Source organism: Streptomyces sp. NPDC047000 (genome assembly GCF_040644295.1).
GTDB lineage: Bacteria > Actinomycetota > Actinomycetes > Streptomycetales > Streptomycetaceae > Streptomyces.
The window spans coordinates 49188-74017 of record NZ_JBEYWE010000036.1; the positions used below are offsets into that span (position 1 = coordinate 49188).

23 protein-coding genes and 1 pseudogene are annotated in these 24830 nt (G+C 69.8%); 15 read left to right on the top strand and 9 right to left on the bottom strand.

Features of this window, described 5'->3' with window-relative positions:
- Positions 1–44: 44 nt before the first annotated feature.
- From ABZ862_RS34675 to ABZ862_RS34685, 3 genes are all read left to right on the top strand, one after another.
- The gene (locus ABZ862_RS34675; protein ID WP_360967280.1) at positions 45–1223 is read left to right on the top strand and encodes a DUF3500 domain-containing protein; all 1179 of its coding nucleotides are present in this window, start codon (positions 45–47) and stop codon (positions 1221–1223) included.
- A gap of 85 nt (positions 1224–1308) precedes the next feature.
- Positions 1309–2193: a fumarylacetoacetate hydrolase family protein gene (locus ABZ862_RS34680; RefSeq protein ID WP_360967282.1), complete on the top strand. Its 885-nt coding sequence runs from the start codon at positions 1309–1311 to the stop codon at positions 2191–2193.
- Between the two features lie 318 nt (positions 2194–2511).
- Positions 2512–3684 (top strand): lactonase family protein, encoded by a 1173-nt coding sequence (locus ABZ862_RS34685; protein ID WP_360967284.1) that lies wholly within the window; start codon positions 2512–2514, stop codon positions 3682–3684.
- Between the two features lie 139 nt (positions 3685–3823).
- On the opposite strand, the gene ABZ862_RS34690 is transcribed toward ABZ862_RS34685, so the two are convergent.
- Positions 3824–5743: a hypothetical protein gene (locus ABZ862_RS34690; RefSeq protein ID WP_360967287.1), complete on the bottom strand. Its 1920-nt coding sequence runs from the start codon at positions 5741–5743 to the stop codon at positions 3824–3826.
- Positions 5744–6286: 543 nt separating this feature from the next.
- On the opposite strand from ABZ862_RS34690, the gene ABZ862_RS34695 reads away from it, so the two are divergent.
- Positions 6287–6979, top strand: coding sequence for a GntR family transcriptional regulator (locus ABZ862_RS34695; RefSeq protein ID WP_360967289.1), 693 nt, complete (start codon positions 6287–6289; stop codon positions 6977–6979).
- A 1324-nt stretch (positions 6980–8303) separates the two neighbouring features.
- Entirely contained in the window at positions 8304–8624 is a 321-nt protein-coding gene (locus tag ABZ862_RS34700; protein WP_360967292.1) for a WhiB family transcriptional regulator, read from the top strand.
- A 546-nt stretch (positions 8625–9170) separates the two neighbouring features.
- Here ABZ862_RS34700 and ABZ862_RS34705 read toward each other — a convergent pair.
- On the bottom strand, positions 9171–9704 hold the full coding sequence (locus ABZ862_RS34705; protein WP_360967295.1) for a hypothetical protein: 534 nt from the start codon (positions 9702–9704) through the stop codon (positions 9171–9173).
- Between the two features lie 132 nt (positions 9705–9836).
- Positions 9837–11126, bottom strand: a complete 1290-nt coding sequence (locus tag ABZ862_RS34710; RefSeq protein WP_360967298.1) for a helix-turn-helix transcriptional regulator — start codon at positions 11124–11126, stop codon at positions 9837–9839.
- A 188-nt stretch (positions 11127–11314) separates the two neighbouring features.
- Here ABZ862_RS34710 and ABZ862_RS34715 point away from each other — a divergent pair, with 188 nt between their 5' ends.
- The 3 genes from ABZ862_RS34715 to ABZ862_RS34725 all read left to right on the top strand — a co-directional run bounded on the left by ABZ862_RS34715 (position 11315) and on the right by ABZ862_RS34725 (position 13354).
- Entirely contained in the window at positions 11315–11782 is a 468-nt protein-coding gene (locus ABZ862_RS34715; protein WP_360967300.1) for a hypothetical protein, read from the top strand.
- A 119-nt stretch (positions 11783–11901) separates the two neighbouring features.
- Positions 11902–12597, top strand: coding sequence for a class I SAM-dependent methyltransferase (locus ABZ862_RS34720; protein ID WP_360967303.1), 696 nt, complete (start codon positions 11902–11904; stop codon positions 12595–12597).
- 316 nt (positions 12598–12913) lie between these two features.
- Positions 12914–13354, top strand: a complete 441-nt coding sequence (locus ABZ862_RS34725; protein ID WP_360967305.1) for a hypothetical protein — start codon at positions 12914–12916, stop codon at positions 13352–13354.
- Positions 13355–13530: 176 nt separating this feature from the next.
- Here ABZ862_RS34725 and ABZ862_RS34730 read toward each other — a convergent pair whose 3' ends face one another.
- A complete protein-coding gene (locus ABZ862_RS34730) occupies positions 13531–13788 on the bottom strand; it encodes a hypothetical protein (protein WP_360967307.1) in 258 nt (85 codons plus the stop codon).
- A gap of 279 nt (positions 13789–14067) precedes the next feature.
- On the opposite strand from ABZ862_RS34730, the gene ABZ862_RS34735 reads away from it, so the two are divergent.
- From ABZ862_RS34735 to ABZ862_RS34745, 3 genes are all read left to right on the top strand, one after another.
- A complete protein-coding gene (locus ABZ862_RS34735) occupies positions 14068–14241 on the top strand; it encodes a DUF6193 family natural product biosynthesis protein (RefSeq protein ID WP_360967309.1) in 174 nt (57 codons plus the stop codon).
- A gap of 636 nt (positions 14242–14877) precedes the next feature.
- The gene (locus tag ABZ862_RS34740; RefSeq protein ID WP_360967312.1) at positions 14878–15495 is read left to right on the top strand and encodes a lamin tail domain-containing protein; all 618 of its coding nucleotides are present in this window, start codon (positions 14878–14880) and stop codon (positions 15493–15495) included.
- Between the two features lie 862 nt (positions 15496–16357).
- Positions 16358–16879: a hypothetical protein gene (locus tag ABZ862_RS34745; RefSeq protein ID WP_360967315.1), complete on the top strand. Its 522-nt coding sequence runs from the start codon at positions 16358–16360 to the stop codon at positions 16877–16879.
- Positions 16880–17938: 1059 nt separating this feature from the next.
- On the opposite strand, the gene ABZ862_RS34750 is transcribed toward ABZ862_RS34745, so the two are convergent.
- The 3 genes from ABZ862_RS34750 to ABZ862_RS34760 all read right to left on the bottom strand — a co-directional run bounded on the left by ABZ862_RS34750 (position 17939) and on the right by ABZ862_RS34760 (position 20484).
- The gene (locus ABZ862_RS34750; protein WP_360967318.1) at positions 17939–18751 is read right to left on the bottom strand and encodes an HNH endonuclease signature motif containing protein; all 813 of its coding nucleotides are present in this window, start codon (positions 18749–18751) and stop codon (positions 17939–17941) included.
- Between the two features lie 219 nt (positions 18752–18970).
- On the bottom strand, positions 18971–20104 hold the full coding sequence (locus ABZ862_RS34755; protein WP_360967321.1) for an ImmA/IrrE family metallo-endopeptidase: 1134 nt from the start codon (positions 20102–20104) through the stop codon (positions 18971–18973).
- A 44-nt stretch (positions 20105–20148) separates the two neighbouring features.
- Positions 20149–20484, bottom strand: coding sequence for a hypothetical protein (locus tag ABZ862_RS34760; protein WP_360967324.1), 336 nt, complete (start codon positions 20482–20484; stop codon positions 20149–20151).
- 155 nt (positions 20485–20639) lie between these two features.
- Between ABZ862_RS34760 and ABZ862_RS34765 the strand changes: the two genes are divergently transcribed.
- From ABZ862_RS34765 to ABZ862_RS34780, 4 genes are all read left to right on the top strand, one after another.
- Positions 20640–20795: a hypothetical protein gene (locus ABZ862_RS34765; RefSeq protein ID WP_360967327.1), complete on the top strand. Its 156-nt coding sequence runs from the start codon at positions 20640–20642 to the stop codon at positions 20793–20795.
- A gap of 76 nt (positions 20796–20871) precedes the next feature.
- Entirely contained in the window at positions 20872–21132 is a 261-nt protein-coding gene (locus tag ABZ862_RS34770; RefSeq protein ID WP_360967330.1) for a hypothetical protein, read from the top strand.
- Positions 21129–21503, top strand: coding sequence for a hypothetical protein (locus tag ABZ862_RS34775; RefSeq protein WP_360967333.1), 375 nt, complete (start codon positions 21129–21131; stop codon positions 21501–21503). The genes ABZ862_RS34770 and ABZ862_RS34775 overlap by 4 nt, the downstream gene beginning before the upstream one ends.
- Positions 21500–22993 carry a ThiF family adenylyltransferase gene (locus ABZ862_RS34780; RefSeq protein ID WP_360967335.1) on the top strand — a complete coding sequence of 498 codons (1494 nt, stop codon included), beginning with the start codon at positions 21500–21502 and terminating at the stop codon, positions 22991–22993. Before ABZ862_RS34775 ends, ABZ862_RS34780 begins: the two co-directional genes overlap by 4 nt.
- 157 nt (positions 22994–23150) lie before the next feature.
- Here ABZ862_RS34780 and ABZ862_RS34785 read toward each other — a convergent pair whose 3' ends face one another.
- Both ABZ862_RS34785 and ABZ862_RS34790 read right to left on the bottom strand, forming a co-directional pair.
- Positions 23151–23525: a hypothetical protein gene (locus ABZ862_RS34785; protein WP_360967340.1), complete on the bottom strand. Its 375-nt coding sequence runs from the start codon at positions 23523–23525 to the stop codon at positions 23151–23153.
- Positions 23526–23802: 277 nt separating this feature from the next.
- Positions 23803–24521: pseudogene (locus tag ABZ862_RS34790) on the bottom strand (transposase); the annotation flags it as partial.
- Between the last annotated feature and the right edge of the window lie 309 nt (positions 24522–24830).

The window sequence follows — 24830 nt, forward strand, 5'->3', positions numbered from 1 at the left end:
CACGGCCGGCAGAGATATTTCGGGTAACTGGGAGTTGGAATTTCATGTCAGAGGTCTACGAAGCACCCGAGGTCATCCGCCGGATGCTGGTGAACGCGAGTGCGTTGCTGAGCTGCCTGAGCGAGGAGCAGCGGGCCCGGGCCTGGTTCCCGCTGAACACGCCGATCCGGAGGGACTGGGACTTCGTACCCAAGCCGGATCGCACCGGCCTGTCGCTGTCGGCGATGGACGGCCACCAGCGCGCTCTGTCCCACGCCTTGCTGAGTGCCGGGCTGAGCACACGCGGATACACCATGGCCCTCTCGATCATGGCGATGGAGAACGTCCTGCGGGAGGCGGGCACGCACCGGTTCGGTGTGGCCGCCGCCGACGTGCGCAATCCGGACCTCTATTTCTTCTCGTTCTTCGGCAGGCCCAGCCATGAGGACACCTGGGGATGGCGGGTGATCGGCCACCATCTCTCCCTCAACTACACCATCATCGACGAACGTTTCCTGTCCGTGACGCCGTGCAACATGGGCAGCCAGCCCGCGAGTGCCGGAGCGCTCGCACCGCTCAAGGACGACGACCGGCTCGGATTCTCCCTGCTGGACGCGCTCTCTCCCGAGCAGCGGTCCACGGCGGTCATCCATCATGTCGCTCCGGCGGACTTCGTCACCCGGCAGGTGCCCCTCCTGGGGAAGGTCGAGTATCCGGACCGCTGGGACCTCGGCATCCCCTCGTACGTGATATCGGAGGAGGACCGTCAGACGCTGAAGTTCGAGAAGGACAACCCTCGCGGTATCGCGGTCGTGGACCTCGCTTTGGAACAGGCGGAGGCGTTCTGGTCACTCGTGTCCAGCCATCTGAACCGCATGCCTGCCGTGGTGGCCGACAAACATCTGGAGCGGCTGCACGACGAGGGCGCGGAGAACATCTTCTTCTGCTGGGCCGGCGGGACCCGGCAAGGAACGTCGCACTACTACCGGATCCAGAGCCGACGCCTGCTGTTCGAGTTCGACAACGCCATCGACAGCGGGAACCACATCCACTCGATGTGGCGCGACTACCGCAACGACTTCGGCCACGAGCTGCTCCTCGACCACTACGAGCGCGAGCGCGCGACCGGACATCACCTCCGGACCCGGTTGACCTCCTCCGCGCCGGACGAGGAACTCGACCCGGCCGATGCACTGATGCCGCGGGCGGAGCCGGACAGCGGCTCCAGGTGGTACCAGCGCTAGCCGCCGCCTCCCGTCTTCACCGGTTCGCCCCCGCCCGGCCGTCCGGCTCTCCATCCATCCGTCCCTCCGGTCGGACATCACGTTCATGATTGAGGAGTTCCCTTTGATTTTCTGCTTCTTCGACGGCGGCCGGCTGGGCACGGTCGACGAGGGCCGGGTGACCGAGGTGCCCGCATCACTGGTCCCCCTGACCACCAGGCCCCAGGACCGCCTGGTGGCACTGATCGACCGCTACGAGGACCTGAAGCCGCAGCTGGCCCGGCTGCCGCGCGACTCGTCCGTTTCGCTGGCCGAGGTCACGCTGGAGGCGCCGGTTCCGTCGCCGCAGCAGTTGCTGTGCGCCGTGAAGAACTACGCGGACGACCGGCAGGGCGTGGAAGCCGACTTCTTCCTCAAGTCACCCTTGTCGATCGTCCCCACCGGCGCGACGGTGACGCTGCCGCCCGTCGAGGCACGGGTGTTCCACCACGAGGCCGAGCTCGCGGTCGTGATCGGCCGGGGCGGCCGCGACATACCCGCCGCCGAGGCGATGAGCCATGTCTTCGGCTACACCGGCTTCCTCGATCTCTCGGCGCGTGACGTCGGACAGACCTACTACTTCAAGAAGTCACCGGCCGAGTTCGGACCCATGGGCCCGTTTCTCGTGACCGCCGACGAGATCCCGGACCCCCAGGACCTGGTGGTCGAACTGTCGGTCAACGGCACCCTGCGGCAGCGCTTCTCCACGAGCCGGATGGCCAATCGGATCGACAGGCTCATCGAAGTCGCCTCGTCGGTCGCGGGCGTCGCCCCGGGCGACGTCGTCGCCACCGGCACTTACCACATCGGCATGGGACCGGTGCAGGACGGGGACCGTGTGACGCTGAGCATCGAGAGGATCGGCGACCTGACCATCGACGTCACCGACCCCTGGCACCGGGCGTGGGACGAGTCGGGCAAGCGGATCGACGTCACCGCGCAGACCGGCTGACGAGAGGACGGCGGCTCCAGGATTGTCGGGCAATCGATGGGCGGGGTCACCGTCGGGGGCCTTTGGGACAGGTTTACTGCACGGACTTCTTGTCGGCGCGACTCTCACGGGTTAGGTTTCCGGGGAAGTTTTGTCAGACAACATCCGCATCTTGTTACCCGTGCCGTCGGGAGCCGACACGGCTCGCCGAGAGCCCGGGACGCCCCCTTCCGATCATGAGAAAGGCGTCGCTCGATGAACGATTCTGCCCGGCCCGAGTCTCGGCCTCCTGCCCCGGGCGACGGCGCCCCTTCCTCGCCGCGGCCCTCGCGGAGAAGCGTGCTGACAGCCATGACGGTGTCGGCCGTGGCGGCCACGCCCCTGCTCTCCGGAACTCCGGCCGTCGCCGTACCGGACGGCCCGGGCGAACTGCTCTACATCGGCACCTGGGGCCAGGGCCAGGTGTACGCGGCACGGTTCGATCCCGGACGCGGGACCATGACCTCCTTGGGTTCCGTGGCCCAGGTCAGCTCGAACTGGGTGGCCGCACACCCCGCCCGCCCGGTCCTCTACGTCGCCGGCAGCGAGCAGGGCGGACACATACGCGTCTTCCGTATCGACGAGACCTCGGGAGCGCTGCGGCAACTCGACGAGATCACGGTCGAGACCGTCCCGATGGGCAGCGGCGGACTGTCGTACATCGGGCTGACCAAGAAGGCGGACGCCTTGCTGGTCGCCGATTTCGCGGCCGGCTCCGCGGTGACCGTCCCCGTGGGCCCCGATGGTGGTCTGCGTTCCGTGGCGTCGGTGGTCCAGGACGCCGGGTCCGGCCCCAGTCCGCGGCAGACGGGTCCCCACCCTCACCACGTGGTCATCGACCCGAGCCGCAGGTACGCGCTGGTCGCGGACTTCGGCGCCGACCGGGTGTTCGTCTACGACTACGACCCGGCCACCCGCCGGATGTCGGCAGGCGCACCCGACGGGCCCGGCTCCTACGCGACCGCACCGGGCTCGGGACCGCGGCGGCTGGCCTTTCACCCGAACGGACGGACGCTGTACCTGCTCAACGAGCTCACCGCGGACATACAGGTGCTGGGATGGGACTCGGCCCAGGGCATATTGACTGAACGTCAACTCCTGACGACCAACTCACCTGACCACACCGGGACCACCAGCGCCGCCGAGCTGGCCGTCAGCCGCGACGGCCGTCATCTGTACACGTCCAACCGCGGCGAGAACACCCTGGTCGTGTTCTCCGCCGCCCCCGAGACCGGTCTGCTCACCGAGATCCAGCGCATTCCCTGCGCCGGGGTCACGCCCTGGAGTCTCGCCCTGCACCCCGGCGGGCGGTGGCTGTTCGTCGCGAACGAGGCGAGCGACAGCGTGAACCTCTTTGCGGTCGACCGGGCGTCCGGGGGGCTCACCGACACGGGTGCCTCCCTTGCCGTGCCCCGTCCCGACTGCATCGCCTTCAGCAGGCGGCCGGAAGGACCGGGCGCCGGACCTTCGTGACGTACGGCTGACCGCCGGGACGCGGACACGTTGGGTGACATGGCCGCGTCCCGGCGTCTCCTGCGAAGGAGTGCCGTCCCGTCCTGTGCTCGTGGCGGGCCTTGTGGCCTTCTCGGAGGTCACAAGGCCGCCGTTCACGTCACTGCGACAGCACGCTCTGCGGGAGGTAGAGCGGCATCGAGTCCTCCCACTGGCTGTCCGTCAGCAGCCTCTTGTCCGAGCCGTCCGCGTTCATGGACATGATCTGCCCGTACGGCTGGAAGGTGTTGTCGTACAGCGCGGCTTCCTCCCGGAAGCCGTACATCCCGCTGTTGTACAGGATGCGGCCGTCGTAACTCCACACCGCGTGGCCGTCGTTCGCGCCGCTGCTGGTGAGCACCCGCAAGTCGCTGCCGTCGGGCCGGATCGTGCACACGTCGAAGTTGGTCGTTCCGGTCTTGCGGGTGAACAGGACGAGTTCGCCGTCCACGGACCAGTCCGGCAGGTTGTCGGACCCGGTGGTGAGCACGGTCGTCGCCCTGGTGGTGAGATCGAGGACGCGCAGACCGTTCTCCTGACCCCACACCCGGTACACGATCTTCGTACCGTCTGCCGAATAGCTCGGGAAACCGGCGTTCGTCGAGTTGTCCGTCAGAGCCTCCGCGGCGCTGCCGTCGCTGCGCACCCGCCAGATCGCGGCCGTCATGGTGGCCCGTTCCTGGAACCAGCCGCCGAGACCGAACGCGATCCAGTCACCGTCGGGCGACCAGGCGGGCCGGAACGCGCCGGCCAGGCCCCGCGCGACCAGCGTCGGGTCGAGCCCGCTGGCGGCGGTGTCGAAGACGACCTGGAGGTCGGAACCGTCCGGTCTGAGGGTGACGATCGAGGAGGCGGCGGAACCGGTCTGCTTCTGCGTGATGGCCAGCCGGCCCTGACGCGAGAGCACCGGGAACACGTCACAGAAGCGGTAGTCCCAGTCCGCGTCCCAGCTGTAGAGCGTCTCGTCGAGCGTACGGCTGCCGAAGCCCTGCTTCTCGTAGATGACCGACTTGCCGTCCGGGGACCAGACGGGTGAGCGCAGCGACCGTTTGACGGCTGCCCTGCCCGACGTGTAAGCGAGGCCCTCGTCGGCTCCGCCCTTGACGAGATAGCCGATCTCGGTGCCGGTGACGTACTGGGGTGACACCTTCAGACCGGGACCGGAGGTGTGTTCGACGCGGTCGGTGCCGGTGGCGACATCGACCGAGACGATCTGCGACTCGACGACGCCGATGTCCTCCGGGCGGTGGGCTCCCCAGGTGCCCTCGGTGGTGATCTCGTAGTAGACGATCCGCCGGCCGTCCGGCGACCACTTGGGTGAGCCCAGGCAGTATCCCGGCTTGGTCGCCAGCCGGCGGAAGCCGGTGCCGTCCGGGCGGATGACGTAGATGCTCAGTTCCTGGGTGTGTTCCCAGCCCTTGCCGTCGTCGTGGCCGCGCCAGGTGGTGTTGCGGTCGCTGGAGAAGGCGATCCACTGACCGTCGGGCGACCAGACCGGGCGGAAGTGGCCGTCGGGACTGGCCGGATCACCGGCGAGCGCGGCGGTACCCGTGAGGTCGGTCAGAGCGCCGGTCTGCATGTTCTGCAGCCAGATGTGCGACAGGTGGTCCGTCGAGCGCGTGGACGAGAAGGCCAGGGTCCTCCTGTCCGGGGACAGGGCGGCGCAGTCGTTCACCGCGGGACCGCCCACCAGGGACTGGACGCCCACCAGTTGGCCCGATCCGTTGAGGCTGCCCCAGTAGACGCCGGAGTTGCCGTCGCCCCTCCGCTCCGACGTGAAGTACACCGTCTTGCCGTCGGGGGAGTAGGCGGCGTGACGGTCGAAGGCCGCGCTCGTCCCGGCGAGCAGCTTGCGTTCGTTGGATCCGTCGACGTCGGCGATGTACAGGGTCGAGGACGACGGTCCGATGCGGTTCATCAGCAGCACGCCCTTCTTGCCGTCGGCGGCCGCCGAGACAGCGAAGCGAAGGGGCAATAAGCCGGCGGCGCCGACCGCGGCGGTGCTCGTCAGAAACGCTCTGCGATTGAGGTGGGGTGACATCGGTGTTTCGGTTCCCTTCGCCATCGGCGGACACGCGACCGCGGGCCGACTGCCGCTCGCGGCGACGGTCGGGCCTCTCGGCCGGCAACAGGGGGACTGACTTCGCCCGACGGCGTGGCGGCAGTTCTTGCCGGTCGGCCTTGGCTGCGGCTGTGGAGTCAGTCGGTGGGCAGCAAGCTCCGAGAGCCGGTCCCGGCTGCGGTTCAGCTCAGGCCCGACTCAGGCTCGGCTCGTACGGTTACACACGCCCATCGTGCAGATTGTCGAACAACTCGTGAGCGACCGTAACACCACCCTGGCGCACCGGCAAGGAGTGTGCAGATTAATCGAGAGCATGAACCGCAATGCCTGACCATCGAACTTAAATTGTTGGACAAACGAGCCGATCATCGCCGGGTCGGCAGCCGGGCAGGCAATCCTCGCAGGGCTGCTCCCGCCACCCGCCGCGGCAGGTGTGACACGTCGTCAGCGAGGCCCCACCGCCCCGGGCGGCAGCCATACTGCTCGATACGCGGCAGACATCCCCGAGCCACAGGTGATCATGTGAACCCGAAGCACCACGACGAGACGGCCGACCCAGGCAAGGGCCCGTCGACGCGGCACAGTCAGGCTTACGAAGGCCTGCGCTCACTCCTGCTCTCGGGAACCTTCGCGCCGGGCACCCGGCTCACCGAGGCGGACCTGACCCAGAGGTTCGGCGTCTCGCGCAGCACCATGCGGGCCGTACTGGTGCAGCTCACGCAGGAGGGTTACGTCACCAGCGAAGTCAACCGGGGTGTCCGCACACGGGACTTCACGGTCGAGGAGGCACTGGACATCCTGGAGGCCAGGGAAACCCTCGAGTCCGCCCTGGCCGGCAAGGCGGCCGAATGCGCGACCGAGGAGGAGATCGAGGAGCTGCGCCGTACGCTGCAGTTCATGGCGGACTGCCAGGCGCGCGGAGACCAGGAGGGCTACTCGCAAGGCAACCGGACGTTCCATCAGCAGATCAAGCGCGCTGCTCACCAGCAGACGCTGGCCCGTGCCTACGACACCCTGCTGTATCCCCTTGTCATGAGGCAGTACCGCGACTTCACCGCGCCTCATCCGCGCACCGGATCGCTCGAGGAGCACCAGGTCATCTTCCTGGCCGTGCTCACCCGCAACCCCGAAGCGGCGGTCGCCGCGATGCGCCACCACGTCGGCTCCGCCCGCCGGGCTCTGCTGCTGCGATCGACCGGGGACGCCGCGGGGTGAGCGGGACGGCGGCTGGCGCGGCGCCGTACAGCGGCATGCTCCGGTGGCAGCCGTCCCGGCCGGCCCGGGTCCGCCACCGGCGGGTGTCCCGGCGACCGGGCGCCCGCCCCCGTATGACATCAGGTTGACCTTGACCCTGGGGGAGCCCACACCATCAATCGGGCCGGGCGCAGCGCTCGGTACGAGGAGGAGTGAGCCTCCGCCAAGTTCGTTTCCGCAGTTCAGTGGGGCTGGTGTGATGTGTCGATGAGGCCCTCACGCTGGCAGGTGGCGTGATCATCGGGGCGAGATCGTCCGCCCCGTCTCGTTACCGCTGTACTTCGCTGTTCGCCAGGACGAGCAGGGCCCGCAGGAGCGTGGTGGCCTGCCGGGTGTCGGTGCGGAGCTTGGTCAGGATCCGCCAGTTCTTGAGGTTCGCGAAGCCGTGTTCGTTGGCGGCGCGTTCGCGGCTGACCAGGGGGGCGTACAGCAGAACCGCATTCGGGCGGACACTCGATCACGCCCAACGGCGGTCCGTGCGCACGCCACGACGGCGGCGGGCGCACCGTCTGGAGGCCCCCTGACGGCTCCTGGGCCCGCGCCGAAGCAGACGGTCCCCACCAGGCCCCGACCGTCCACCAGGGCACCCCCCCCCGCTGACGGGGCCCTGCAACCGCCTGACCGAGGGCCCGGCCACGCCGCGCGTGCCAGCCACCGGGCGGAGCCGGAGGCCACCGCAGCCCCCAGGGGCCGGCGGGCCGACGCGCTCGTCATCCTCTTCCACAGCCCGCCCAACCGCCCTGCGGCCGAACAGGCCCCTTCGTGCCCCGGCGGCGAGCGCAGGATCCTTGACCCCGGCCCGGGCTCAGGAGCGGGCAGAGCGATCACACCGGTGGCGACCTCGGCAGTGATCTGCCGACCGTCCTGGACCCTCTACGCGGCCTCGCCGACCCCCTCACGCGCCAGGCCACCGTCCGCGCCCCAGCCCGGACACGCCCGCGCCCGGTGCCGCCACCCCGGCCGACCACAGGAAAGGTGGGAAAGAGGAGGAACTGCCTGCGGGCCCGCGGGACAGTGACCTGGTGGCAGCATGACTGACACCCACCGCTCACCGCCTGCCTGACGCCCGCCCGAGGACGACAGAGGTGCCACCGATCCCCGGGGGAGCAGGTGAACGCACCTGCTCCCGCCCCACCTCGTGCCAGGGCAAGCGGAAGGTCACCCGATGGGATGGCCGCCGGGAATGGATGTTCCCTCCCGCCCCGTGGTTGCCGTACGGTCTGCCATGCGCGGTCCGCAAGCAGGGGAGCAGAGCGGGCAGTTCAGGACGGGGGACGGTACCGGGATGGTCGGGGACGAAGAGTGGAGCGAGCACGCGGCGTGCCGTACGGCCGACCCGGACGAGCTGTTCGTCGAGGGAGCCGCGCAGAACAAGGCCAAGGCCGTCTGCGCCGGTTGCTTGGTACGGACCGAATGTCTGGCCCACGCGCTCGACAACCGGATCGAGCACGGGATCTGGGGCGGCATGACCGAGCGCGAGCGCCGGGCCCTGCTGCGGCGTCGGCCGACCGTGACCTCCTGGCGCACGCTGCTGGAAGCGGCACGCACGGAGCACACCCGGCAAACCCGCCCAGATGACGGTGAGCACTCGGCAGCAGCGGGCTGAACCGCCCCGGCATACACCGCAGAGCCGCCGCGATGCCTGTACCGCTCACCAGCGGCCGCAGCGGCCAGCAGCAACGGACCCTGTCCCCCCGCCGCGGCGCGGCCGCCTCGCACCCGTTGGCGTCCGCCGAGGCGGCCGTGGGCGTAGAGGCGGCCAGCGTCGGCGAACCACTGCCCCAGCGGGAAGGTGGGGAGCGAGGCCGGCCACACCTCATGCACACCCTCGCCCTCGCTGCCCCGGCCCCCCACTCTCGTCCTGAGGTTGCTGCGCCTGGCTGTCGGGCACGCGATAGGCGAACGGGACCTTCTTCAGGCCGCCGTGGTAGATGACGGCCGCCTCCACGCCGCGCCGCCAGTCGCCGCGACGTCGACGACCAACCAGGGTTGCGTCAGGTGCATTTCGTTGATCGGCTTCTTGGCCGGCACGACGTGCTGAACGCTCGTGGGGTTCGCCGGAACGCAGAAGATTCACCTGGACGAGGCACCTCCAGACGCCGCGGTGAGCCGGGCGGCGGCACGGCGGCGACCGTGTCATCGGCCGGGCACCTCAACTGCTGGTCTGCTCGCGCAGGGAGCGGCGCTCCTTGATCCGTCGCCGTATCTGCCACCAGCGGGCGGTGTAGGCGAGGTCTTCCCGGCAGACGTCCAGGAACGCATCCCGGGCGGCCACCACCGCCTCGGCCTGTCGTTGGAAGCGGTCGCGGCTCTTCTCGTTCAGGTTTAGGTCGCCGGTCGCGGCAACAAGACTCTCCGCAGCGGCGATGACGTGCACGCTGCCGCTCAGCCGCACGCCCTGCAGCGCGCCGATGAGTTCGCTGCTGAGCTCCCACGCCTGGGGCAGCTGGCTCCGCAATACCTTGTCCGCCGCCCGCCCGCCCTCACGCCTGAGGTGGGTGAACTGGTAGGCGTAGCCGAACGAGCGGGCGGAGGCGTCCAGCAGCCGCCGGTACGCCTCCGCCCGGTCCTCGTTGCTGCCCAGCCGGGGCACGCCCGCGGGCCGGTACCGTCCCACCACCGCGCTCGCCACGCTGCCCGTGGCCTTGATACCGGCAGCGGCCACACCCGGCGTCATGAAGGTCATGCCCGGTTCTATCATCCGGCGGCCCCGGGGCCGGTCGGGACGCCGTAGCGGCTGCACCACCAGGTGCCGGTCAGATCGCCCACCACGGGGCCGCCGTGCACAATGCGGCGGCGCGCCCGACGCCCATGCGCCTCAGCCTGCCTGCGCCGTGACGGCGGTGTGCAGTGCGCGGACGCCGCTGGTGTGCGGGTGCTGTTCGGCGAGTTCGGTGACGATGCGGCGGATCGCGGGCCGGTCGCGGACTTCTCCGGGGCTGGCCCGGTGGGCGTCCAGCAGGGCGCGGGCGGTCTGCTCGGGCCGCTGCCACGCCCACCAGGCCCGGGCCATGTCGGTGCCCAGGCGGGCCCTGCGCTCGGCGGTCGGGAACTGGGCAGGCCGCAGGTCCTTCCCGGCTTCCAGGGCGGCGCCGGCGTCGCCGAGGGCCCAGTGGACGCCGACCGCGTAGAGGTCTACAGCGGCCGGGCTGATGGGAAACAGCCGGCCCGGGGCAGGGGTTTGGGGCAGGCGGCGGGCGGCGCGGCGGGCTTCCTCGGTCATCGCCAGGGCCTCGGTGCGCTGTCCGCCGCGGGCGGCGGTGTAGGCCAGGGTGCACAGCATCTGCGCGTACGCGGACGCCGCCGCCTCGCTGGTCAGGCCGGTCGCCTCCACACGCGAGGCCGCCGCCTGCATCAGGTGCTGCGCCTCCCGGGTTCGGTCTTGGTGGCGCAGGACGATGGCGAGTTCCCGGGCGGCGGCCGCCGTCGCGAGCGGGGAGCCGGACACTTCCGCCCAGGTGCGGGCGCGGTCCGCGGTGAGCCGGGCCTGCTCGTAGGAGCCGAGCTTGCTCAGCACGGCAGCGGCCAGGCTGTACACCGAAGACAGCCGCGCCTGATCGAGTTCCCGGCGGCAGGAGGCAGCGGCGTGCCCGTCGGCGATCAGCCCCGGCAAGGCGGCGAGCAGGCGTGCGTGTGCGCCCTTGTCGTACAGCTCGCGTGCGGCAGCCAGCCGGCCGTCCAGCGGCCCGCTGCCGGTCGGTGCGGGAGTATTGGCCAGAGCTTGGTCCAGTCCCGTCAGCAGCGCGGCGGGTCCCGCGGCCGCCGTGGCGGTGAGCAGCGTACGGCGGCGCATCCGGTCCTCCTCGGTATGACTGGCCGTCACTGTAGTGGCCGCCGGTGGTGCCGGGGCAGGTGGCGCGAGGGAACTCACCAAGACGTGTCGCGGAACGCCGACTTCGAGCGCCGCACGGTGCACCAGGGCCAGGTCGACGACCCTGCTGCTGCGCTCCAGCCGGGACAGGGTCGCAGGTGAGCAGCCGAGCCGGTCCCCGAGAGCGGCGAGCGTCCAGGCACGCTGCTTACGGCCGAGACGGATCAGCGCGCCGGGACGCCGCCGTGCGGCCAGCTCGCGTGCCTTCGGGGTGTTCCACAGCGGGTCAACGGGCACGCGTCCCTCCCACACCGCACAGACCGGGGGTCCTCCACCGTACGGCCGTCCGCCACCGCAGTCGACACCGCTTGCACCATGTGCAAATCCCTTGCAGAGAAAGGCAGTTGATCATCCATCAGCCGGATGGTGCGGTGTCCTGGGCGTACCGCCCCGAACCGCGGGGCACCACCCGTCGGAGGCACCCCATGGCACCCGCCGCCTTTACCTCCCCGCCGTCCGCAGACCCGACGACCGGCCCGGTCCGCACCGCCCGGGACGCCGTGCCGGCCGCCCTGTGGGACAAGCAGGTCGGGCTCCTCATGCGCGACCACCCCTACGACTCGGTCATGGCCGCGCGGGTCCTCGGCCAGGGGTACGCGTACCTGCTGACCGCGATGAACCACCGCGGCGAGGGCCTCGGGCTCGCGCCCAGCAGGCTCGTCGACATCGGCGTCCACACGATCATCCTGGACACCGTGGCCTACGCCGAACTGTGCGAGAAGTTCAACGGCGGGCACTTCCTGCACCACGTGCCGAAGGTCGCCACGAAGAACGACGGCTCCGTACTGAAGACGGCCCACATCATCGCCGCCGACGGCTGGGAGGCCGACCTGCCGCTGTGGCAGGACGCCGCCGACTGCGGCCCCTGCCACCCCGGCAACGACTCGCACTGACCACCCCGCAACACCGACTCCCCGGGGTGCCCGACCTCACGGCCGGGTACCCCGGCACGCCCGGGTGAGATTTCGGCGAACCCGCCCACCACCCGGGTGCGGCCGCCAGGATGGGCCGGGTGACCACCAGCACCGCAGACCTCTGGCACCACTACGGCCGCGCCCGCGCCGCCCGTGACCACACCGTTCCCGCCGCCTTCCACTGGAACTGGGGACAGGACGCCGGACCCGGCCCGGAGATCCTGGGCGATCTGACCGGCCGCCGCGTGGGCGACCTCGGAGCCGGAACAGCCCGGCACGCCGCCCACCTCGCAGCCCACCACCGGCCCGCCCAGGTCACCGCCATCGACGCCTCACCGGCCCAGCACGCCATGGCAAACAGCCTGTACGCCCACCTCGCGCCGCGCCTGCACATCGTGCAGGCCGACGCGGTGTCGCACCTGCACACGACGACCGGCACCTACGACGTGCTCTACAGCGTCTTCGGCGCCCCGGACTTCACCGACCCGCGCGAACTCCTGCCGGCAGCGGCAGCAGCCCTCAAACCTGGCGGCCGACTGGTCTTCGCCACCCTCGCCCACTACCTGAACAGGGCGCCCGCCCAGCCCGACGCGGTGCCCGCCGACGTCCCGGCGAAAACACCGGACGGCGAGATGGCCACCATGCGCCGCTGGGTGCTCCAGGAGCACGTGTGGACCAAGCTCCTCGACGAGGCCGGGTTCACCGACATCACCACCCAGGTACTGCCCGTCACCACCGACGGGCCGCGCACCGCCGACACGCTGCTGGTGAGCGCGTTGCTCGGCACCCTCTGACGCACCGCCCACCGCCCAGGCCGTCACCGAGGCTGAGCTGTCTGCTTCGCAGCCCCTTCGGCCGCAACCGTTCTGGCTGCCGACGGGGCAGCCACATGCCCAATACACCGCCCAGCCCACCCCGAGCACCCCGACGACGCGATCATCGCCACCACCTCCCCCGACCGGTGCACCGGCCAGCCCGTTCGCGTCCTCGACCTGCCCCTGATCGCGCAGGGGTGAGCTGCGGGCACCCGGCGCTTCCATGACCACCCGCCGGGACGACGCCCCCGCGCGCGACCCTACGCACCGTGAGACCCATCGACGGGAGCCCCAATTGACTTCTGCACCCTACGACTTGATGGCCGTCTGCGACGTGTGCCTGCAGCCGGTCGAGGACGGCGAGGGTGCCCTCGCCGTCGACACGGCCCACGCCGACCGCCTCGTACGGACCTGGCGCGAGCGCGTCGGCACGGACCCGCTCGCCGTCTTCCCCCGCACCCCCGGGCACCGCTGCGCCGCCTGGACGGTCCGCCACCACATCTGCGGTGAACCACCCCGCTTCTGCTACGCCATCGCGGTCGAGCGGATCAGGACCTGGACCGGACTGCTGCACTGGGGCGCGCACCTCGCGGACAAGCACTGGCTGGCGGCGACCGACTGGCACGATCTGGTGCTGCAAGCACTGGAGCCACGGCGCGCGGCCGTCAGCGGCCTGCTGCCCGTACGGCCGCGGGACCTGCGCGGCGGCCCGGTGGGAGACCTTCCCGGCCCGTGAGAGTGACACGCCCAGCCCACCGCGAGCGCCGGTCTACACGCCTGTGGGGTGTTTCCTTCCTGTCGGTCCCGTCTCCAGCGCCGTGGCACCGGAGGGGAAGCCCGATCGGCGGATGCGCTGGGCCCCGCGCGGCCGCATGGCCCGGACAGCACAGGCCGGCCTGTGCCCCGGCCGGCTCAGGTGGCCTGTGATCCGTTCTGCTCCATCAGTTCCGATTGGATCCGGTCCCAGCTCGGCGGCGGGCTGCCGACCGGGAGTACGACGGTGAGCAGGCGCCCTTCGAGGTGAAAGTCGAGCCGGTCAGCCGCCTGAGAGGACTGCAGACGCCGGGCCCTGTCGTCCACTCCCACTCGCTCTTTCAGGACGCCGAGCAGCACCTGGTGGCGTGCCCGGCCGACGGCGTCGCCGCGGATCCACCGGCCGCGGACCTCCACGCCGGAGAGCCTGCCGAGAACGTTCCCCGCTGCTCTGGGACCGCCCGCCCCGCGTGCCGGAATCCTGGCAGCCGATGAAGGGACGCCGTGATCGGCGTACGGCCCAGGGCTGTGCACGGACTGCTGGAAATTCAGGCTTGCGCGGCGGGACCTTCTGGCAGCCGGGGATCGGCATTTGTACGGAGAACGCCATGAGGAGGTCCGGAAGCTCAACCCCGGGGAATCGTCCCCGACGGTGGAGGCGAACGGTCCAGGCGATGCGGGACACCAGGTGTTGGGGTGGCCATCGTCCCGTCACACAGTGGCAGCCCATTCCGTGTGAAGAGGCATCCGCTCTCCGATGACGTTCTCGGCGAGGCCGCCACGGCCGAGGAAGCCGTCGCCCTGGCAGTGCGCCACCTCCCCACCGATCTCGGTCCGGCCGTCGCGGGAACCGCCGAACAAGATGGATGACGAGCGCGAACCAAGTCGCTGACCGTCACCGGCCCCGTGGCCTGTTGGCTCCCCGGTCGGCCACCTTGGACAAGCATGGTCGCTGTGGTCGCCGTGGCCGGTTTCGGGGTTGCCGTGGTCGGTGTCCTCACGTCGCGTCGGCACGGTTTGCGGGGCGTTCCAGGGCGGCTTTGGTGTCAGGGGTGGTTCCGGCGAAACCCCCGCCGTGCTCGTACCCGGCCGGCGTCTGCCCGGGTCTGTGCGGGGGCAGGCTGAATCCCGCGAACGCGGGGCGTCTCCGGCGTCGGCTGTGCCGTGCGCGGGGCATCGGGTGTGAGCGGGTGGCTGTTACTCACTTGTGGGTGATGGCGGGATGTGCGGTGGGGTGGTGCGGGGGGTGGTGCGGGGGGTGGCGCGAGGGCATCGGTTTCCTGTCGCCGGGCGGCGGACGAAGGTGATGAAACGTCAATTCAGTGTTACTCGCCGATTGCTGACTATTACATCTAAGAGTCACGTGAATATGGACAATGTGTAACAGCAGGGCGGATGTCGCATGGTTCCGGTCCTGTGGAGGGATGGTGTGGGTGTGCGGCCGACCGGCCGCCGAATCGCACCACACATCACCGGTGACCTGCAGTTTCACGCACGGCTGCCGGGATGTTGTGCACCACGAAGGGGGACCTTGTGTCCGTTTCCTCTGTGACCGTCCGTCGTCTGACCGCTGCCGCGGCGGTGGCGGCCGCCTGCGTGGGGGCGGTGGCGTTGCCGGCGTCGGCCGCCGACCACGGCCCGGACCGTGCCGCGCGCTCGCGGGTGGTCATCAGCGCTGTGCAGTACGACTCCCCGGGCCGTGACGACCGCTCCAACCGGAGCCTGAACCGGGAGTGGGTCGACATCACCAACACCGGCCGTCGGAGCGTCAGTCTGGACGACTGGACGTTGTCGGACGAGGACGACCACGTCTTCACCTTCGACGGCTTCCGTCTGGACGGGCGCTCCACGGTCCGTGTCCACACCGGACGGGGCCGCGACACCGACACGGACGTCTATCAGGACCGCCGCACCTACGTGTGGAACAACGACGCCGACACCGCCACCCTGCGCAACGACAGCGACCGGTTCGTCGACGACGCCTCCTGGGGCCGCGACCGCCGCGACGGCGCAAGCCGCCGGGACGGGGACGACCACCGCGGTGGGGACGACCGTCGCGGTGGGGACGACCGCCGGAACGCGGACGACCGCGAGCGCGGTCACCGCGACGACTCCCGCCGCTGAGGATCGTGCCGGTCACGGCTGAAGCACGCCATGCTGCTGCGGTGTGAGCACCCGTCACGGCGGTCGGCACACTCACCGCGGTGACGGCAGATGCCGCCCCGCTTGCGCTGAGCCCGCCACAGGCGGGCTCAGCGCCCGGACCGGTACCGGAAGACACGGGCGGTGGACGGGATGGGAACCCTCGGACGGCCGGCGGAAGGAAACCCGGCTGGAGCCGCGTGGAGACGCCGCGTGCGTACGGCAGCGCATGCACGAAGGACCCGTCAAGCCTGCACACCCGCCGGCTTGTATCCGCAGTGCCTCCCGCCCGCGCGGTCCCCTCCCGGTTCCCACCCCGGCCCCGACGCCGTGTGCCGTGTCCGGCCCTGTGCCGCGCCTGCAGCCTTCCTCCCGTGGTGCTGAGGGGGCCTTTGACTGCCGTCTGCCCGATGGTGCCTGCGGTCCTGGGCGCTTGCCCTGGTCCGGCCTGCGTCGTGCGGCTCGGTCCCGCGTCCTCATCTGCCCGGGTCTGCCGGTCATCGCGGGCACCTCTTCCCGCGGCGAGCCGGTTTCCGGCTTGCGCCCCGGGCGCGGGCCGGCGCGCAGCGGACGGGTGTGGGCCTGCCGTCGTCCGGCGGTGTCATCCGGGCGGTGGAGGGAGACGGGGAGTGCCTCTGTGGCCCGCGCGGTTCTTCGGCGGCGGGTCGGGCCGACATCCTCCAACCCGCACCCGAATACTTCACATCTTTGGACGTAGAGTATCTATAGCAACCCTCTGCTCGATATTGATAATCCAAGGATCGCGCTTTGCCTGGGTGAGGCTCTACTGTCATGTTCATAGCCCCGGGGCGAAGGGCTTCGGGGCATGGATGGGGGGTTGGACATGCTCAACATCGGGCTTGGTGTCTACCGGACGTGGCCGGAGGACGAGCACGGGCAGTCGTCGGCGGGGTGGCGCCCGGGTCTGTCCGACGAGGAGGTCTACGAGGCGGCGAAGGGCCGCTGGAAGCTGGGAGTGCGGGCGGACCGGGAGCGGTACGCGGTGTTCAGTGCCATGGATATCGTCGTCCTGGCCGTGGAGATCGACCACATCTCGGGTCCGGACCCGGACGGCCGTCGCACGATCCACGGCGCGATCCTCAAGCCCGGCCATCCGGTTTACGACAGGTACGTGGGCAGCAAGTCGCAGGTCGGCAAGAGCCAGAACCCGGTGCAGTACTTCGACTCGCCGTTCGACCACACGGACTGCGCGTGCGGCTGCGGGGAGGAGGTCCCGTCCGGACGCGACTTCCTCGCCGGACACGACCAGAGGGCCATCCACGACCGGGTCAAACTCGTCGGCGGAGTCCTGCAGTTCATGGACTGGTTCGACGCGACCTGGCCCGGGGCCGAGCCGCAGACCTGAGGGAGCGGGTACGAAGACCACCTGCTGCCCGCAGGCCGCCGACCGGCACCGTCGACTCTCCGTGACACACAATCGCGTCCGCAGGGTCCGGCCGGGAGAACAGACGGACGGCTGCCACCCGGCAGTGACCCGGGACTGCGGCTTCGACGCGGCGTTGGCCAGGCCACTGGCCGGGCGGACGGCCGGGAGGGCAGGTGTCCTCGCACTCTGCAGGAACCGGGGAAGGGACGCGTCCGGGAGGGTGCAGGCGGGCGGGGCCGCAGGCCGCGGACGGCGTGCACGGCACCCCCCGAGCACCCGGCACCCCGGTTGCCGCGTGCCGGACACGGTGTCGTGCCGAAGACCTCCATGCCGGGAAACCCGGTTCCAGGGAGGGACGTGCGCGCCGGCGAGCCGCCGGTCCGCCACCGGCAACACCGTCAGCACTTCCGGCAGCCTTTCACTCACCCGGGCGGGTGAAGAAGTTCACCTGGAGAGACGCCACAGCAGAGGGACCCGGAGCCATCCCGCGCCGCCGCCTGCAGGACGGGGCTGGCGGGCGAAGGCCCGGCAGGGGCTGGAGCGCGGCGGGCCAGCGCTGGCCCGCGGCTGTCCGCTGGGACGGTGACGGGACACCTCCGCTCGAGCGGAGAGGACGCCCACGCCACCGCGAGCGCGCTGCGGAACTCCGGGACACCTCCGCTCGCGCGGAGAGAACTCGGTGAGGCGGTCGATTTCGGGCACGAGTTCCGGGACACCTCCGCTCGCGCGGAGAGAACGCTTCCTGACCTGCGCTGTTAGAACGGCTTGGTCATTCCTTTACCGAGGTGAGGTGAGGTGATCATCTGCTCGGGGGTTGTCGGGGGTTGAGGGACGAGACACGTCGTACAGGTGGATCCTGCACGTTCAGATTACTGCCTGGCGTGGAGGGCGGGAGCAGATGTGCAGGCCGTGTACCTCCTCTGTACGGCGGCGGTGCAGTACGTCGGCGGTGCGGGCGGCCGACGCGGATCGTTCTGCCCGTTCCTCTGCCTCTGAGCGCGGCCACGGCCCGAGTGAGCCGGTGGGGTCCTCCCCGGCTCAGCGCATGTGGTTGATCATGTCGGCGGCGTTCAATGCCTTGTCCGCGGCCTTGGACAGCGACTTCGACCAGTCCCCGAGGTTCACGAGGGAGTCGGCCGCATCGGCGAGCACGCCGGCGTTGTCCTCAAGGTTCCTCAGGGTCTCGGCCGCGCCGGCCAGAGTGTTGGCGCTGTCCTCCAGGTTCCTGAGGATGTCCGCGGCGTTTGCCAGCGTGCTGGCGCTGTCTTCCAGGTTGGCGAAAGTGCGCGCGGACGTGTACAGCTGCGTGATCCCGTCCTCGGAGATCCCGAACCCGTGGACACGCGGGTCTGCCAGTTCGTTGACGACGGCCCGGAGCAGGCCGGCGAGTTCTGGGGCAGTCTTGCCGAACTCGTCCAGCGCGGGCCCGATACGGTCAAGGAGTTGCCCCTGGGCTGCGGCGATCATCACGCTGAGCTCGGACTTGGTGAGATCGCCCAGTCCCGCCAGGGCTTCCAGGCCGTGCGCCTCACGAGCGTCCTTCCAGCCCTCCAGTAAGTTCACCGGGTACTGGTCGCTGTCGGGGCCGTCGATCTCCTCGTGGTGCGGGTTGCACAGCAGGATGAGGTTGTCGAAGTTGTTGCGCTCCCTCACCGTCAGGGTCGGGTCGTATCGCTTGCCGCCCTCCTCGAAGGCCCGGATGTGGGCGATCTCCAGATTGAGCCTGGGTTTGCCGTTGATCATGCGGATGGTGGGGACGTTGCAATCAGGCCAGTAACACCCGCCACGGGCTAAGGTCATGAGCGCGGCGATCGTGGCGTTGCTGTAGTACCGGCGCGGTTTCTTGTCCACGGGCCCTCCCTCGTCTGACACCTGCCAGGGAGCGACCGTACCGGCGGCCGCTGACGACGCCGTGCGTCCGCGTTGCTCGACGGTGGCCTTCCGGCCATGCGTCCTGCCAAGGCCGCAGCCCCAGCCCCAGCCCCCGAAGCGGAGGACGGCCCGCGCCGGTCGCGGCGGACTGTGGAGAGCCTGTGTTGATGCGCAGCCGGTGCCCGGCCGGGAACTCTGTCACGAGACGTCGTTGTCAGTGGGGATGATCTGGACGGTGCGCTTGTACTTGTTGCCGTGGGTCCACTCCAGCGCACCGTCGTGCTGGAGGCGCCCCACGACGATTCCGGGGGCGATGCCGGCCTGCCGGGCGAAGGCCTCGATCCTGGTGAAGGGCATCGGCCGCACGGCAAGACGACGGTAGGCGGCAGCGTATTCCGGCGGGATCAGCGTCTCTGCTGCGAACGCGTTCGCTTCATCCTCGCTCCGGTCGCCCTCGGAGGTCAGCTCGTCCCTGGGGTCAGTGTTGTCCAGGAAGGTCAGGCGCTTTCCATGGAGAAGAATGTGAGCGATCTCGTGGAAGACGGTGAACCAGAAGTGGTCGTCCTTCTTGAATCTGTCGCTGAGGGCCACCCCAACCTTGTCGGGCGCCAGCCACCGGGTGGCTCCGGACACGTGTGAACGGGGCGGTGCGGGAATGAAGACGACGGCCACGCCGGCCTGGGCGCACAAGTCGGAGATCTGACCGCGCCAGGTCTCCGGTTCCTCCACGGTCAGCGCGCGCAGGCGCGGCAGCAGCGCGGTGAGCGCGACTCGGTCGAACGGTGCGCAGGGCAGCTCGCGAGCCTCTAGCTCTGCCTCGCGCAGCCAGACCGCGGTCGCGTAGTCGTTCGTCTCAAGGACGGTGGAGCGGCGGAAGGCCATCCGGTAACTGCGCCACAGGTCTTCGGCCACCTCCGGGTCGGCGACGCCGAACCACTCCAGCAGGCGCTGGAGGTTCTCGACGGTCTTGTCCTTGGTGGGCAGGATCCTGCGTTTGACGAGCTCGGGCAGCGAGAACTTCTCCAGCCAGTCGATGCGCTTGCTCAACTGCTTGAGTTCCTGGTCACGGGTGACGTGGGTGCGCCAGGCCGCCTCCAGCTGGTTCCACATGGAGGCCGGAATCCTCGTGGTGCGCTCAAGCAGCAGAGCAGTCTCCGGGGTGAGGACCGCGGTGCCCTGCACGATCTGGTTGATGTGCTTGGTCGACAAGCCGGTACGCCGGGCCAGGTCGGCCTGCGGGATACCGAGCGCGTCGAGCTGGTCCTTAAGCGTTTCGCCGGGTGGTCGGGCGGAGTCGGGGTCGTAGGCGACGTACTGAGTGGGCGGCGTCACGAGGACCTCTCTGAGGGCGGCGAGGCTGAGGGCGGTGGCGGTGGTCAGCGGCTGATGGTGATCGCGGTGACGATCAGGGCTCGTACGGAATGTTCGTCGAGCAGACCGTCCGGGTCGAGGACGGGCGGCGAGTCCCGGGGGTGTACCAGCAACTCGCCGTACACCCCGAGGGAGACCAGCCGGGCGAAGCGGTCCTCGGGCGGGCCGGACCGCAGACGGGCGGCGGCCAGATGACGCAGGTCGGCCAGGTGCGCGGCGGCCGCCATCTCGCCCAGGCGCCTGTGCAGCGCGACGGCGGCCTCCGGCCCGAAGTGGGCCCTGCGTGCCGCGTCGCTGTTGCAGGCGCGGGCCAGCTCCGCGTCAACGAAGGCTATGTCCACCAGCAGCCCCAGAAATATTTGCCTTTACCTGACGCCTCAATGCTACTCTCGGAGTCAAGATGGATCGCATTGACATGCTGGGTGCATCTCTTTTTTGATCTTGTGATGCATTTAAGCAGGTCAGCGACCTAGTTCGCTCAAAGTGAGGTAGCTTCATGGCAACCAAGCGCAGTTCCTCCAGTGGTTCCGGCGGCGGCAAGCGCGGCCGGAGCGCGATCACAGGCCGCTTCGTGAAACAAGCCACGGTGCGCCGCCACCCGGCCACGACCGTGAACGAACAGGCCGCCTCGAAGGCCAAGAAGCACAAGTAACCCCGAGCGGGCACCGAGCCCGCTCTCATCGATCCCGGCCCTTCACGGGCCGGGGAAGGAGGTGGCCGTCATAACCGTGACGGACACGCGGCACGAGGGCGCCGCACACAAGACGGTGACGATCGTCGTCGACGAGGAGCCGGTCTCGGGTGTGCCCCAGCACACCACCCCGAACGCGATCCTGCGGCTGGCCGGGATCGACCCGGCCACGCACTATCTCGTCCGGGTCAACGGCCGGCACCGGGAGTCGTTCAAGGACCAGGGCGACAAGGACATCACCGTGCACGAACGGGAGACGTTCGTGTCGGTGTTCACCGGCCCCACCCCGACCTCGTGACCACGACCCTGCCAGAAGCCGGGCCCGCGGGCATGCTCGCGGGCCTGGCCTCGGCCGGCTACATGGTCGACCAGCGCGGCGAGTTCGCCGTCTTCGACTACACGATCGAGGTCGGCCCGCGGGCCGGGGAGGCAGTCAAGATCGGCCTGGCACTCGTACAGGACTGGCCGTTGTCCCCGCCTCCCGGCCCCCACGTCAGCCCGCGCCTGGACCACCCCCACGGAGCCGTACACCCTTCCCCGCTCACGACAGACGCAGAGGAATGGGAGTACTGGAGCCGCCCGGCCTCCAACTGGCCGGCCGACCGCACCGTCCGGGGCTACCTGCGGCACCTGCGCACCCTGTTCTCGCAACTGGAGCCCCCGGCATGATCACCCGTTTCTCGGTCGCCATGACGACGAACGTCGCGCTGGACCTCACAGACCATCTGCGTCGCGCCGACGGCCAGGAGGACTGCACTTTCGTCCTGTGGCGGCCGAGTACCGGCTCCCGCCGTACGACCGCGCTGGTCGTCGGCCTCGTCCTCCCCGAGGACGGCGAGCGGATCGTGCACGGAACCGTCGACTTCACCAGCGAGTACTTCCTGCGGGCCGCCGGCATCGCCGCCGAGCACGGCTGCGGACTGGGCTTCATCCACGCCCATCCCCGCGGCCGCCGCTGGCAGCGTCTGAACGACATCGACTACGCGGCCGAGGCATCCTTCGCCGCCCAGACCATCACCCTCACGGGTCTGCCGCTGGTCGGCATGACCTTTGCCGGTGGGGACGCGGGATACGGCGCCCGCGTTTGGCAACGGCACGCGCCACGCACCTATGTTCCGACCGAGGCGGAGAACGTACGGATCGTCGGCGACCGTTTCACGGTCACCTTCAACGACACCCTCATCCCGCCGCCCAAGGCCACGGACCGGCAGGTACGTACCATCTCGGCCTGGGGACAGGAAGCCCAGAACGACCTGGCACGGCTCCACATCGGAGTCGTCGGCACCGGCTCGGTCGGCATGCCCGTCGTCGAGGCCCTGGCCCGCACCGGCCTCCAGAACCTGAGCTTCTTCGACTTCGACACCGTCGAATACCTCAACCTCGACCGACTCCTCCATGCCACCGACCGCGACGTACGGCTGCACCGGGCCAAGGTGGACATCGCCGCACGTGCAGCCCGGCGATCCGCCACCGCCGCGGACATCCGTGTCGCGACGCACGAGTCGAGCGTCGTGGAGCCGGACGGCTTCGCCGCCGCCGCGGACTGCGACCTGCTCTTCTCCTGCGTCGACAGGCCCTGGCCCCGCGCGGCCCTCAACCTCCTCGCCTACGCGCGCCTCATCCCCGTCGTGGACGGCGGCATCTCGGTCAATGCCCGCGGCGGGCGCCTGAAAGGCGCCGAATGGCGCGCCCACGTCGCCGCACCCGGCCGACCCTGCATGGAATGTCTGGGCCAGTACGACCCCGCCCACGTTCCCGTGGAACGCGACGGACTGCTCGACAACCCCGCCTACATCATGGGCCTCTCGGCCGATCATCCGCTGCGCCGGAAGGAGAACGTCTTCATCTTCTCTGCCAGCGCCGCCGCCGCGCAGCTCAACCAGTTCCTCACCATGGTCACAGCGCCGAGCGGCATCGCCGACACCGGCGCCCACCTGTATCACCTGACGACCGGAACCGTTGACCAGCGCCTGGAGGGGTGCGATCCCGGGTGCCCCTATGACGGTCCGCTCCGCGCTCTCGGGGATCACACTCCGGTGGACATCACCGGGCTGCACATCGCCGCCGAACAAGCACGCGCTGCCCGCCGGACTGCCACACGCCGGTGGACGGTGCGCCTCCAACGACACTTGGACGACTGGGTGAACCGACACCGGTAACCCAGGCCTTCGAACACCTGCCACACCCACGGGCGCCACCAAGCCCCATCGAGTGGGCTCGACCACCCAGCGGACAGTAATCACACTCCGTGAGCTCACTGAAATATTTCGTGCGCTACTGACACGGCAGCTGTAAGTCTTGATCGTCTGGCTCCGGTCATGTGGTCGCCGCCGCGGTGATGTTGTTCCATCGGCGGTGGGCCTCAGTGGCCTGGTGCCGGTGGTGACGGCGCCAGGCGGACCAGTGCAGGACGTGCTCGAGGTCGCGGCGGGGCGCGGGGAGTGCGGTGATCCGCAGGACGGCCAGGAGTTCGCGGCCGCTGGCCGGGGCGAGTTGAAGGCCGTGTTCGGTTCCGTCGACGGTGCGGGTGGCAGCGTGGGGGACGGCGAGGACGGCGGCGGCGAACAGGCTGATCAGGCTCCAGCGCATCCAGGAGGTCCAGCAGGTCACCTGGCCCTGGTCGAGTCCGGCCAGGCCCTTTGCGCCTTGGAAATCCTCCTCGGTCTTCCAGCGGGTGCAGATGATGTTCACGAGGACCGCGAGGCTGACCGGGGGTGGTGGAGTGGCAGCGGTAGAAGGACAGTTCGCGGGTGTAGCGGTGGCGGCGCACGACGAGGAACGCGTGTCCGGCCTCGTCCCGGTCCACGGGGGCGTCGTCGGCCAGGACGTCGATCAGGGCCCAGTCGTAATGGCGGTCGCCCTTGGTGCCGTTGCCCGTACGTCGTCGCATCCAGGCCCTGGCCGGCACCTTCGCCGCCGGCTCGGTGGCGCTGAAGCGGCCCGCGGCAGTGCGCGCGCGATGGTCGGCCTTGACCGCCAGGGCGTAGTCGAAGCCCGGAGTGCGGGCGGTGCGGCGCAGCTCCAGGCTGCCGTAGACCTCGTCGCCGGTGAACCAGCGGGCGGGAAGGCCGAGTTGACGGGCGCGGTGCAGCATGGCTGCGGCCATCTGGGGCTCGGTGGCGAAGGTGACCTCGTCGGGCACGTGCCGCAGCAGCCTGCGCTCTTCGTCTTCGGCCCAGGCGGCGGGCAGGTGGAGCTCGCGGTCGATCAGGGCGTGACCGCGCGGCGAGGCGTAGGTGAGGTGGACGGCGACCTGGCACAGGCCCACCCCGCCAAGACGCCGGAGTACTGATGGGAGGCTCCCACGCAGTCGGTGGAGGACTTCTCGTCGCCCGTCTCGTCGACGATCAACACGGCTTCGTTGTCGGCGAGTTCGGCCGCGACCCAGGCGGCGAGACGGTCGCGGGCCAGGTCATGGTTCCAGGCGCCGCGCGAGAGGAAGTGCTGCAGGCGGTGCGGCCCGTCGTGCCCGAGCGCCTGGGCGAGGGTCCAGCAGAGTTGCGCCGCTCCAGTTCCATCAGCATGCCCTGCGTCATCGCCCGGCCCAGCATCCGCGAGTCCCGGCGCGGGAAGCAGACGGCCACCGCCGCCATCAGCGACCCGAACGCCGCCGTCCAGACCCGCTCGGCTATCGTGGCCTCCGCGGCCACCTGGTTCTTGATTGTCTTCACACACGTCAATGATCACGGTGGCCGTTCCGTGTCCGCGGCCACCCCCACTCTGACCTGCACGGACGCCTCAACGATCAAGACTTACAGCTGCCGTGACTGAAATCTCCGACCTCATGGCCCGCAGACTCACCGGCGAAGCCACCCCGAACTGGCGCGGAACCAGACGCGGGACCTCATACGAATCACCGGACCAAACGCTCAGTCAGAGCCCGGGACCGTCACTGAGACTCAGCTTGTGTTTTTACCTCGCTCGCTCGGTGTTCGAGTCGGGCGAGTTCGATCGGTCGTCGGCTGAGCCGGGTGCCGTGACGTGAAGACGGCCGTT